This window comes from Metalysinibacillus jejuensis, from assembly GCF_003057615.1.
In the GTDB taxonomy this organism is placed as follows: Bacteria; Bacillota; Bacilli; order Bacillales_A; family Planococcaceae; genus Metalysinibacillus; species Metalysinibacillus jejuensis.
The window spans coordinates 68,628-80,868 of the sequence record NZ_QAFW01000004.1 but is presented as its reverse complement, the minus strand read 5'-3'; the positions used below and the strand labels follow the sequence as shown (position 1 = coordinate 80,868).

The 12,241-nt window shown below is 38.3% G+C and carries 12 protein-coding genes; 8 read left to right on the top strand and 4 right to left on the bottom strand.

Annotation, left to right across the window (positions count from 1 at the left end):
• The first annotated feature begins 8 nt into the window (after nt 1-8).
• Both DDE80_RS02950 and DDE80_RS02945 read left to right on the top strand, forming a co-directional pair.
• Nucleotides 9-998, top strand: a complete 990-nt coding sequence (locus DDE80_RS02950) for a siderophore ABC transporter substrate-binding protein (RefSeq protein WP_108306196.1) — start codon at nt 9-11, stop codon at nt 996-998.
• An 87-nt stretch (nt 999-1,085) separates the two neighbouring features.
• Nucleotides 1,086-1,688 carry a phosphatase PAP2 family protein gene (locus DDE80_RS02945; protein ID WP_108306195.1) on the top strand — a complete coding sequence of 201 codons (603 nt, stop codon included), beginning with the start codon at nt 1,086-1,088 and terminating at the stop codon, nt 1,686-1,688.
• Between the two features lie 39 nt (nt 1,689-1,727).
• Here the strand turns inward: DDE80_RS02945 and thrB are convergent, their stop codons facing one another.
• The gene (thrB, locus tag DDE80_RS02940) at nt 1,728-2,618 is read right to left on the bottom strand and encodes a homoserine kinase (protein WP_108306194.1); all 891 of its coding nucleotides are present in this window, start codon (nt 2,616-2,618) and stop codon (nt 1,728-1,730) included.
• The gene (gene thrC / locus DDE80_RS02935; protein ID WP_108306193.1) at nt 2,615-3,667 is read right to left on the bottom strand and encodes a threonine synthase; all 1,053 of its coding nucleotides are present in this window, start codon (nt 3,665-3,667) and stop codon (nt 2,615-2,617) included. The genes thrB and thrC overlap by 4 nt, the downstream gene beginning before the upstream one ends.
• A 210-nt stretch (nt 3,668-3,877) precedes the next feature.
• Between thrC and DDE80_RS02930 the strand changes: the two genes are divergently transcribed.
• The 5 genes from DDE80_RS02930 to DDE80_RS02910 all read left to right on the top strand — a co-directional run bounded on the left by DDE80_RS02930 (nt 3,878) and on the right by DDE80_RS02910 (nt 8,055).
• Entirely contained in the window at nt 3,878-5,077 is a 1,200-nt protein-coding gene (locus DDE80_RS02930) for an MFS transporter (RefSeq protein WP_108306192.1), read from the top strand.
• Nucleotides 5,078-5,229: 152 nt separating this feature from the next.
• Nucleotides 5,230-5,493, top strand: coding sequence for a MurR/RpiR family transcriptional regulator (locus tag DDE80_RS02925; protein ID WP_161952255.1), 264 nt, complete (start codon nt 5,230-5,232; stop codon nt 5,491-5,493).
• A 73-nt stretch (nt 5,494-5,566) separates the two neighbouring features.
• Complete coding sequence (locus DDE80_RS02920) at nt 5,567-6,493, top strand: manganese-dependent inorganic pyrophosphatase (RefSeq protein ID WP_108306190.1); 927 nt, start codon at nt 5,567-5,569, stop codon at nt 6,491-6,493.
• Between the two features lie 106 nt (nt 6,494-6,599).
• On the top strand, nt 6,600-7,307 hold the full coding sequence (locus DDE80_RS02915) for a DsbA family oxidoreductase (protein WP_108306189.1): 708 nt from the start codon (nt 6,600-6,602) through the stop codon (nt 7,305-7,307).
• A 109-nt stretch (nt 7,308-7,416) separates the two neighbouring features.
• Nucleotides 7,417-8,055, top strand: coding sequence for an FMN-dependent NADH-azoreductase (locus DDE80_RS02910; protein ID WP_108306188.1), 639 nt, complete (start codon nt 7,417-7,419; stop codon nt 8,053-8,055).
• Nucleotides 8,056-8,155: 100 nt separating this feature from the next.
• Here DDE80_RS02910 and serA read toward each other — a convergent pair whose 3' ends face one another.
• A complete protein-coding gene (serA, locus tag DDE80_RS02905) occupies nt 8,156-9,760 on the bottom strand; it encodes a phosphoglycerate dehydrogenase (RefSeq protein WP_108306187.1) in 1,605 nt (534 codons plus the stop codon).
• Between the two features lie 761 nt (nt 9,761-10,521).
• Between serA and DDE80_RS02900 the strand changes: the two genes are divergently transcribed.
• Nucleotides 10,522-11,307: an enoyl-CoA hydratase gene (locus DDE80_RS02900; protein ID WP_108306186.1), complete on the top strand. Its 786-nt coding sequence runs from the start codon at nt 10,522-10,524 to the stop codon at nt 11,305-11,307.
• On the opposite strand, the gene DDE80_RS02895 is transcribed toward DDE80_RS02900, so the two are convergent.
• The gene (locus DDE80_RS02895) at nt 11,283-12,233 is read right to left on the bottom strand and encodes a PD-(D/E)XK nuclease family protein (RefSeq protein WP_108306185.1); all 951 of its coding nucleotides are present in this window, start codon (nt 12,231-12,233) and stop codon (nt 11,283-11,285) included. The two genes, DDE80_RS02900 and DDE80_RS02895, sit on opposite strands and share 25 nt — an antisense overlap.
• Between the last annotated feature and the right edge of the window lie 8 nt (nt 12,234-12,241).

Below are 12,241 nucleotides of genomic sequence, written 5' to 3'. Positions count from 1 at the left end.
TATTTACAATGAAAAATTGGAAGATTTTAACGCTATTAATGGCGATGATGGTATTAGTACTAGCAGCTTGTGGTAATAAAGAAGAAAAAGCAGCAGAAGATACTTCAAAGGAAGCTGACAAACCAGCAGCAGAAACAACAGAAGAAGACGCAGGCGTTTACCCATTAACAATTGCACAACCAGAAGGATTTAAAGAAGTAACATTAGACAAAATGCCAGAAAAAGTAGCGGTATTTGATTACGGTTTCCTTGATACATTAGATACATTAGGTGTTGAAGTAGCAGCTGTTTCTAAAAAAGTATTACCTGCTTATTTAAACAAATATGCGGATGATAAATACGAAGATTTAGGTGCTTTAAAAGAACCAGACTTCGAAAAAATTGCAATTATGAAACCAGACGTAATCTTTATCTCAGGTCGTCAAGGTGATGCATACGAAGAATTAAGCAAAATTGCACCAACAGTTTACATTGGTTTAGACAATACAGACTACGTTAACTCTTTCAAAGCTAACTCTGAATTAGCAGGTAAAATCTTTGGTAAAGAAGATATCGTAACTGAAAAATTAGCAGAGTTTGACGAAGCAGTAGCAGCATTACAAGAAAAAGCAAAAGCAACAGACAAAAAAGCATTAGTAACATTAGGTTCAGCTGGTGAATTATTCGCTTACGGTCCTGGCGGTCGTTTTGGTGTAGTACATGATGTTTACGGTGTACCAGCAGTAGACGAAAACATTAAAGTAGAAGGTCATGGTGACTCAGTATCATTTGAGTACATTTTAGATAAAAACCCAGATATTTTATTCGTTATCGACCGTGATGCAGCGATTGGTGAAGAATCAAAAACTGCAGAAGCAATCGAGAATAAAATTGTCAGCAAAACAACAGCTGCACAAAACGAAGACATTTATTACTTAGACCCAACAATCTGGTACTTATCAGGTGGCGGTTTAGTATCTGAATTAGAAAAGGTAAAATCAATCGATCAAGCATTTTAATTAAAACGTTAGGCATTCCTCTTTTGGGAATGCCTATTTTTGTAGTAAAAAAACAGGTATACTAAAAAGGAGTAAGGAGGTAATCGGATGAAGCGACTAGCTTATGCAGGCGGTATAGTAGGTATCATACTCTTTCTTTTAGTATGGTTAAATTTACAAAGTGATTTTATAAATACATTAGATCAATTGGCTTCTTCTTGGTTTAAAGATAATGCGGTATTAGGGGTATTTCATTATATTGGAGAGCCAGCATTTGTAGTAGTGGTAGTAGCTTTATTAATGTTATTTTTATGGTTAAAGCGAGATTATCGTGCGATGCTTTTTGTATTGTTGGCGAATGCTGGTGGCATGGTTGCTAATCAAGGCTTTAAATTTCTAATTGCACGTCCACGCCCTGAACGGTTAGAGCAACTTACTTCATTTAGTTTTCCTTCTGGGCATTCAATGGGAGGTATTATTTATTTATTTACGTTAGCGTATGTTTTTTCACACTATACAACCTCTCAAAAACGTGCCTATATAGTATGGTTAGGTGCAGCAGTGCTTAGCCTATTAATAGGGCTGTCGCGTATTGCAGAGAGTCGTCATTTCGGCTCAGATGTCATAGGTGGCTTTAGCTTAGGATTTGCTTGGTTTATGCTAAGTGTATTTTGGTACGAGTACCGTGAGCGTGTAATTAAACGTCAATAAAAAATGAGGCATTGCGAATTTACGCAATGCCTCATTTTTTTAGTTTACACGAATACCGTGTTCATCTGCTTTTGTTAAAATTACTTGATGCTTAGGGAAAGCTTGTTGCATTTTTTCAGCAAACGCTTCTGCACCTTCTGTTGGCACTAAAGAAATCATGGTCGGTCCTGCACCGCTTAGGGCAGTACCGTAAGCACCGTATTCTTTAGCCGTCTTTTTAATAGCAGCAAAGTTAGGAATTAAAGTAGCGCGGTAAGGCTCGTGAAATTTATCAAGCTCCATATAGCGTCCTGCACGCTCAAAATCTTTTGCCATTAAGGAAGCTGCTAGCATATTTGCATTAGCACTCGCCGTAACAGCATAGCTACGCGCAAGTTTTTCAGGCAGTACAGAGCGAGCATCGGCTGTTTTTAACTCCACATCAGGAATATACACAACGAAAGCTGCGTCAATACCATTAATATGAAGGGTATCTGTCGTATCTTCAGTTTGCATACTAGAAATGGTTAAGCCACCTAATACAGAGGCTGTAGCATTATCAGGATGACCTTCTATAGCTGAAGAGAGGTCAAGTTTGTCTTGTGTGCTTAACTGTAGTTCACATACTTGGTTAGCGAGCTCAATACCTGCTACGATTACAGCTGCGCTACTACCTAGCCCGCGCGCTAACGGTAACTCGCTTGCCATTTCTACACGACAAGCAGGCAAAGTGGCTTGGTATAACTCAGCCGTTTTTTTAGCAATTTTATAGAGCAGATGTTCATCAATTGTAAAGTCTGAAGGACCATTACTGTCGAGATGAATAATTTCCCACTCATCTTGCAAGCTTACGTCCAGCGTTAAATACAATGCTAACCCAAGCCCAATTGAATCAAAACCGGGGCCTAAGTTAGCCGTACTACCTGGCACAGTGATGCGCCATTTACTCATAGTACACCCTCAATGTAAGCACGAATTTCAGCTTCATCGTTTTTCAATGATTTAACCTCAACTGTTGATACGTCCATTGCTGTGTCAGGATCTTTTAAGCCGTTACCTGTAAAGACTGTAACAACTTGTGCGCCTTTTTCGATTTTACCTGCTTTAACAGATTTAATCACGCCTGCTAATGATGCTGCTGAACCTGGCTCTACGAAGATACCTTCTTTACCAGCGATCATTTTATAAGCTTCAATGATTTCTGCGTCTGTTACTGAATCAATAATACCGCCAGACTCGTCACGAGCAGCTTCAGCTAATGACCAGCTCGCTGGGTTACCGATACGGATGGCTGTAGCTACAGTTTCAGGTTGTGCAATCGGTTGACCTGTTACGATAGCAGCAGCACCTTCAGCCTCAAAGCCATACATTTTTGGAGTGCCACATTGTTTAGCTTCATTATATTCTTTAAAGCCCTTCCAATAAGCTGTGATATTACCAGCGTTACCAACAGGGATACACAAATAGTCTGGTGCTTTACCAAGTGCATCAACAATTTCAAATGATGCGGTTTTTTGACCTTCAATACGGTAAGGGTTTACTGAGTTAACAAGTGCAACAGGTGATGTTTCACTTACTTGACGTACGATGTTAAGTGCATCGTCAAAGTTGCCATCAATCTCAATAATTTTAGCGCCATACATTGCAGCTTGTGCTAATTTACCAAGCGCTACTTTACCTTTAGGGATAACGACGATTGATTGGATACCAGCGCGTGTAGCATAAGCCGCCGCTGCCGCAGATGTATTACCAGTTGATGCACATATTACACATTTACTACCGTCTTCAATAGCTTTTGCTACTGCAAAAACCATACCGCGGTCTTTAAATGAACCTGTTGGGTTAGCGCCCTCGATTTTTCCGTACAGTTCGATGCCTAACTCTTTTGATAAATTAACTAAATGAATTAACGGAGTGTTACCTTCATTTAAAGTTAGTGCTGGTGTATTTTCTGTTACTGGTAAGTAGTTTTTATATTCTTCGATTAAACCTTTCCACATAGCTAACGAGCTCCTTAATGTTCTTTTGTGATGAACAGTTGTTTTTGTATACAGGACATTTTAACGTAAAAAATCCCTATATACAATAGGATACAACAAATTGTCGAAACAATGTGTTAAATTCGCGTGACTTTTGTAAGATAACGGCATTGTAACTACAAAAAAATAGGCGTATAGTGTAAAACATAATGACAAGACAGGAGAGTTAACATGGAAAATGGAACAATATCTAAACGTAAGTTACTAGGTGTTGCGGGGCTAGGTTGGATGTTTGATGCAATGGACGTCGGCATTTTATCTTTTGTCATTGCAGCGCTTGCAGCAGACTGGGCTTTAACTCCTACTGAAATGGGCTGGATTGGTAGTGTCAACTCCATCGGTATGGCCATTGGAGCCGTCGTCTTTGGCGTATTGGCTGATAAAGTAGGACGTAAACACATTTTTATGGCTACATTAATTTTGTTTTCTGTAGCGAGCGGTTTATCTGCATTTACATCAACGCTTGCACTATTTTTAGTATTGCGCTTCTTCGTAGGCATGGGGCTAGGTGGCGAGTTGCCAGTTGCTTCAACACTTGTATCTGAAAGTGTCGATGCTAAAGAGCGTGGCAAGATGGTTGTATTACTCGAAAGCTTTTGGGCAGGTGGTTGGCTTGTTGCCGCATTGATTTCGTATTTCGTTATTCCTACGTATGGGTGGAGAGTTGCGCTCATTTTAACAGCTTTACCAGCATTTTATGCCATTTATTTGCGCTGGAACTTACCAGACTCACCGCAATTTACAAAAAAGGCTAATCCTAATCGAAGTGCGTGGCAGAACATTAAGGAAGTGTGGTCAAAAGATCATGCACGCTCTACATTTGTTTTGTGGGTAGTATGGTTTGCAGTAGTATTTTCTTATTATGGTATGTTTTTATGGCTACCAAGCGTTATGATGGGCAAAGGCTTTGATTTAATCTCGAGCTTTAAGTATGTGTTAATTATGACGCTTGCACAATTACCGGGCTACTTCACTGCTGCATGGCTCATTGAAAGAGCAGGACGAAAATTTGTGTTAGCTACTTATTTAATTGGGACAGCAATTAGTGCTGTAGTGTTTGGTAATGCAACAACAGCAGTGACGCTCCTTATTGCAGGTATGTTTTTATCCTTCTTTAATTTAGGAGCTTGGGGGGCGCTATATGCTTATACGCCAGAACAATACCCAACGGTCATTCGTGGTACAGGTGCAGGTCTTGCAGCAGCGAGTGGGCGTATCGGTGGCATATTCGGACCGTTGCTTGTAGGATCAATGCTTGCTAAAGGTTATGATATTAGCGTAGTATTTACATTGTTTTGTGGCGCTATTTTACTAGGTGTACTCGTATTAGTAGTTTTCGGTAAAGAAACAAAGCAAATTGAACTGACCTAACAGAGCAAGAGCGCTTTTCTTACTAGAGAAGCGCTTTTGCTCTCTTTATGTCTAATTTATTAAATTATCAGAAAAGTCGTTGTTTTCAGATTGTTAAGGTGGTACGTTAATAAGAAGATAAAATTTGGAATGGAAAAGGCGGGACAATAGGCGTGACTTTATGTGAACATATTAAAGGTAAATATTTGCGTTTATCAAAAGGTCAAAAAATTGTAGCGCAATATGTGATTAATCATCCTCATATGGTAGTGCAAAATAGTATTGCTAGCTTAAGTAAAGAAATAGGTGTTAGCGAATCAACAATTGTACGTTTTTGTTATGCTATTGAGGTAAATGGTTTTGTAGCATTGCAAGAGCGCTTAAGAGAAGATCTTAAAAATCCTGAAGAACAAAAAATAGAAAGTGTTCTTTGGTAGTCATTGATTTCAATTGCATCTAAATATGATAAAATAAAAATGAAATGTAGATAATCATTTAGGAGGCAATAAAATGACGAAAGTTTTAGTTTTTGGACACCAAAATCCAGATACAGATTCAATTTCTTCAGCAATTGTACACGCATATTTAAAACAGCAGCTAGGTGTAGATGCGGAGGCAGTACGCTTAGGTGAAGTAAACGGCGAAACACAATATGCTTTAGATAAATTTGGCTTCGAGGCACCGCGCTTAGTTGAGCGTGTAGCAGCAGAAACAAAGCAAGTAATGTTAGTAGACCACAATGAATTTCAACAATCTGCTGTAGATATTGAGGACGTTACAATTTTAGAAGTAGTAGATCATCACCGCATTGCAAACTTTGTAACGGCGGACCCTCTTTATATGCGCGTTGAGCCAGTAGGTTGTACAGCGACGATTTTAAATAAATTATTTAAAGAGCATGACATTGAAATTCCAGCAAATATTGCAGGACTAATGTTATCAGCTATTATTTCGGATACATTATTATTTAAATCACCAACATGTACAGAGCAAGATGTTAAAGCAGCTAATGAGTTAGCTGTTATTGCAGGTGTAGATGCAGCAGAGTATGGCTTAGCAATGCTAAAAGCAGGAGCAGACTTAAGCAAAAAAACAACTGAAGAACTATTAACGCTTGACGCTAAAGAGTTTACTTTCGGTGCACATAAAGCAATCGTGGCCCAAGTAAACGCTGTAGATGTTAATGATGTGTTAGTACGTCAACCGGAAGTTGAAAAGCTAGGAGCAGCATTAATCGAAAAAGAAGGTTTAGGTTTATACTTCTTTGTTGTAACCGATATATTAAACAATAACTCAGAAGCTATTGTGTTAGGTGATGCGCAAGCTCAAGCAGCTCAAGCATTTAATGCACAACTTAACAATTCAAGAATTGTACTGCCAGGTGTAGTATCACGAAAAAAACAAATCGTTCCAGTATTAACGGAAGGTTTACAATAAAGCTAAGAGCGCTACGCGAGTCGTAGTGCTTTTTTTAGGCAGAAAAATTGCTATTTGAATCTCCCGCTCGTTACAATGATGAAGATAATAAGGGAGGCTATAAAATATGAAAATTGAAGTATGGTCGGATTATGTATGTCCATTTTGCTATATTGGTAAAAAACAATTAGAGGATGCGATACGTGCAAAAAATCTTGAAGATGATGTCGAGGTTGTATTTAAAAGTTATATGCTAGATCCTACAACACCGACTGACTCTGAAGTGGCTGTAGTAGATAGTTTGTCGCGTAAATACCAAGTAACACCTGATAAAGCGCAGGGGATGATCGATGGCATCGTAGCGCGTGCCAATGAAGTCGGACTAGCGTATGATTTTTCGGAGTTAAAAGAAGAGAACACGCTAAAGGCACATCGTCTTGTGAAGTTTGCTGAAACGAAGGGCAAGGCAAATGAACTCAATGAGCTACTGCTTAACCGTCACTTCGTTGGCGGTCAACGCATCGGTCAAGATGAAGTATTAGTAACATTAGCTAAAGAAGTAGGATTGGATGAGGCAGAAGTTAAAGCTTTACTAGCAAGTAATGACTTTGCGGATGCTGTGCAAGCTGATATTGCAGAAAGCCGCGAATTAGGTGTGCAAGGTGTACCTTTCTTTGTTATTAATCGCAAATATGGTATTTCTGGTGCGCAACCTAAAGAAGTATTCGAACAAGCGCTTCAGCAAGTAGCTGAAGAAGAAGGCATTAAGCCGGGGCTTAAGATGCAAGGAAATTCGAGTGCTGGAGTTTGCACCGACGACGGTTGTAATTTATAATTTCAGTCAAAAGTCTGAGTTAAACGCATTGACAATTCAATGCGTTTTTCTTATGATAGTAATATATCTTGAATTCGAGATAACTGAAAACTAAGGGAGATTAAATAAAATGAACGTATTAGTAGTTAAAGCGAATAACCGACCATCATCACAAGCTGTTTCAAGCAAAATGTTTGAAGCATTTATGGAAAATATCGAGGTAGAAAACGTAACTGTATTTGACCTATTTGAAGAGTATACACCGTATTTTGGTCAAGATTTCTTTGCGATTTTCGGTAAGTTACAAAATGGCGAAACACTAACGGATGAAGAACAAGCAATGCTTGCAGCACAACAAAAGGTCCAAAAGTTATTTACAGAAGCAGATATTATCGTATATGCATTCCCACTATGGAACTTAACAATCCCAGCTAAATTGCAAACATTTATTGATTATGTATTCCAAGCTGGTTTCACATTTAAATATAATGAACAAGGTCAAATGGTCTCTTTACAACCGAATAAAAAAGTTGTGTTATTAAATGCTCGTGGCGGCGTTTATTCAACTGAAGAAGCTAATTCAATGGAGATGGCTGTTAATTATATGCGCAATGTAGTGACAGGTATTTTTGGTCAAGAAATTATGGCGGAAGTTATTATTGAAGGTCATAATGCTGCGCCACAAAACGCAGAGCAAATTATTGCGGATGGTTTAGCGCGTGTTGCAGAAGTTGCAAAAGAAGTAAATCGAATCGCTGTTAAAGCGTAATATAAAGACAAAGGCGATTTAGAAGGTTTTTAAACTTTCTAAATCGCCTTTTTAAATTTAAAAATGTAGATCCTCGTAGTGAGAATCTACATTATACAACTTATAAGCTAATTGCTTTTACTTCGTCAATATTTGTTAACTCTGCAACAAATGTTAAGTCATCTGCTGTTACTTCATTATCTACTGATAACATCATAACAGCCTTACCGCCAACTTGTGCACGACCTACTTGCATCGTAGCGATATTAATATCTTTTTCAGCTAATTTAGTAGCTACGCGACCGATAGCACCTGGCTTATCTGTATTGCGGATATATAATAGGTGACCCTCTGGTGTTACGTCAACGACATAGTCTTCAACTTTAACGATACGTGCACCAAGTCCATTTAATAATGTACCTGCTACAGAGTGTACTTCATTAGCTGTTTTAATTTCGATAGTAATTAAGCTAGTAAAGCCTTTTGCTGTTGTTGTTTTATGTTCGTTAATTTTAACGCCAATACGCTCTGTTAAGTAACGTGCGTTAACATCATTTACATGGTTACCATGATTTTTAGATAGTAAGCCTTTTAATGCGTTTGATGTTAATGGACGTACGTCATAGTTAGCAACATCTCCTGCGTAAGAAAGGTTAATTTCTTTTACTGGTTCAGTTGTTAATTGTGTAACGAATGTACCTAGTTTTTCTGCAAGCTCAAAGAATGGCTCTACTTGCGCAAGTAATTCTTTAGGAATTGAAGGCATGTTTACTGGGTTAGTTACTGTGCCCGTTGTAAAGAATTTAATAATATCATTTGATACGTCAACAGCTACTGACTCTTGTGCTTCAATCGTAGATGCACCAAGGTGAGGTGTTGCGATTACTTGTGGTAATGTTAATAATTTATTATCTGTTGCTGGCTCTTCAATGAATACGTCAAGTGCAGCACCTGCTACTTTACCTTCTTTAATTGCATCATATAAATCATCTTCGTTTACGATACCGCCGCGCGCACAGTTAATGATGCGTACGCCGTCCTTCATAATAGCAAAGCGCTCTTTATTAATGATGTTGCGTGTTTCAGGTAGTAATGGTGTGTGCACTGTTACAAAATCAGCAGCAGCAACAACTTCGTCAACTGTACCTTTTGTTACGCCAAGTTCTTTAGCACGTTCTTCTGTAAGGAATGGGTCATATGCAATAACTTTCATACGTTGACCTTTAGCGCGGTAGGCAACTTCGGCACCGATACGGCCCATGCCGATAACGCCTAATGTTTTGTTTTTAAGTTCTACACCAACATAAGATTTACGATCCCATTTGCCATTTTTTAATGAGTTATAAGCTTGAGGGATGTAACGTGCAAGGGAAGTCATCATAGCGATTGTATGCTCAGCTGCAGAGTTAGTGTTGCCGTCTGGTGCGTTTACAACGATTACACCGTGTTCTGTTGCTGCTTGTAAGTCGATATTATCAACACCAACACCAGCACGTCCGATTAATTTTAAGTTTTTAGCTGCTTTAATAACTTCAGGTGTAACTGTTGTTTGGCTACGTACTAATAATACGTGGAAGTCACCAATTTTAGCGATTAACTCTTCTTGCGTTAAACCTGTATCCACTACTACGTTTAAGTTTAATTCTTTTTCTTGGCGTAAAGGAAAAATACCATCCTCGCTTAATGGGTCTGCGATTAAAATGTTAATTTGATCAAGTGTTGTCATGATTATTAGCTCCTTAAAATATAATAGGGTGAACTACCGAATGTTGGCTTCCTAAAGTAAACTTAGGCAAACTCCCGCGTTCTAAAAGGTTTGGTGGCTACAGACTACATGTTGGTGAAAATAAAAAGCCTTTCACTCCTTACAGCACAAAAAGATATTGTGTTGTAAGGGGCGAAAGGCTATAAATGTCTAGTCCGCGGTACCACCCTTAAATCACTAACATAATGTTAGTCTTGGCTATATGCGTAACGTGCATGAGCGTACAAGCATTTCCTCTTGTCTACAGTTAGAGTGGAACGAATTTAAGAAAATCACTAATTTACACCAACCATTAGCTCTCTTTAGATTTTACATAAGTCGCATGTCTCTAGCATTGTATTTTTTACGTGTATATCTGTGTTGTTGAACTAAAACCATCATACGCCCTATTGTTCAGTTTTGTCAACGATAAAAGTGAAAATAATATTGAAAATCGTTTTAGGAAAAGCATTAAATGGTTAAAAGCGAATGAAATAACTTTAAATTTTTTTATTGTTCGTGTTTTTAGAGAGGACATACAGCGGGTGGTAGTTGAGCAAAAACGGTGTTTTCCGAAATGAAAAACGCTTTCATAGAGAAAAAAGAAGGAACGTAAAAAGAATATACTGATAATTTAGTGTACTAGAAAGAAGAAGAGTATGTATGAAAAAGTACGAAAAAGAAGGGAATTGCTACTTAAAGTCGAATATATGACTATATTATGAATTTTAGGAGTGTATAAAATGAAAACATACGAAACGATTGAATTAACTTTATTTGAGCGTAGTGCTACATTAACGCTTAACCGTCCTATGGTCATGAATGCGATGAACGCTACGATGATGAAAGAGCTTTCCGATTGTTTTGCAACTTTAAAAAAAGAACCGGCAATTCAAGTATTACTCATTAAAGGAGCAGGAAAAGCTTTCTCTGCTGGTGGCGATATAAAAGCGATGCTAAACACGGAAGAAGCATTTGATATGGAAGAAATGATGCGCTATTTAAAAGTTATGGTCGAAGCCTACTATACATTACCTATGATTACAGTAGCGGCCGTACAAGGCGCAGCAGCAGGACTTGGATTTAGTTTGGCACTCGGTGCAGATATTATTTTTGCGGATGAAGAGAGTAAGCTTGCGATGAATTTTATTGGCATCGGGCTTGTGCCGGATGGTGGCGGGCACTTCTTTATGACAGAGCGTTTAGGAGCTATGAAGGCAAAGCAATTAATATGGCAAGGTGAAATAATGGAGGCTAAAAAAGCGCAAGAGCTAGGTTTAGTCGATTATTTAGCCCCTAAAGGTGATGTCTTAGCGATGGCTGATCAAATGATTGGACAATTATTAGCTTCGCCGATTTTATCAATGATAGAGACTAAAAAAATTATTCATGCACAAAAATTACCGATGTTGCAAGATGTGCTGACACGTGAAGCAGCAGCACAGTCTCGCATGCGTAAAACAGCAGATCACTTAGAAGGTATACAAGCATTTGTAGAGAAGCGTCAACCTAAGTTTGAAGGGAAGTAAGTTTGCGCTGTGCATAATGCTAAGTAATTACAACGTGTGCATTTATTACGATCAGGGTTAGCAGTAAAGTCGGCTTCGCTTAATGGCTCATTAGTTAAAATATCTGCCATTAATGCTTTCATATAGTGTGTACTTTGCTCAAATAAATAAAAAATATTGTCTAGCATTTTGTCATTGACCTGAAATGATTGCACCGTTGCAGAAGCTAAATATTCAAGATGTAAGTGTATCTTTTCGTAAGCAATATTATAGTAGGTATGCACATAATGCGCATATAACATTAATTGTTCGCGATCATCTGGTGACGGTTTACCTGTTTTCCAGTCTACGATATGCCAATCGTCTTGTTGATCTACGTAAAGCAAATCAAGTACAACATAAATCTTTATCCCGTCATGACGCAAATAGCTAAAGTCCTCTAATTGTTTAAATGTCACACTTTCGTGCAAGATACGATGCATCGTTTTGCTAGCAAAGAAGTTTTCGAAATACGTACGCAACATAGCGTTATAAAAATGGAGCTGTTGTGAATCAAGCGTGTTAAAATAGTGAATTTCTTGAAAGATGGGATGTTTACCTGGTTGCTCGAACCATAGATGTTGATAAGTAGTTGAATTACGATAAATGGTATTTAAAAAATCGCGTGCATTCTTTTCTAAATATTCAAGTTGTAGTAAATCGTTAGTTTGAAAATACGTTTGAATCGTCTTAGCTAACAAATCATGGACAATTTGCCCAATTGCGAGCGGTAATGTTTGCATCTTCTTTAAGCGGTAAGCTTGTTTTTGAGTAGCGTCACTCGTGCGTAACCAGCCATTGTGACTAGCGTAGTACGTGTAATAATATTGACGTTGGCACGCCCCGAATGTTTTATGCCGCGAGTAAGACCAAGAAAACTCAGGAAACGGTTTAATTTCAAATGCCATTTACGTGA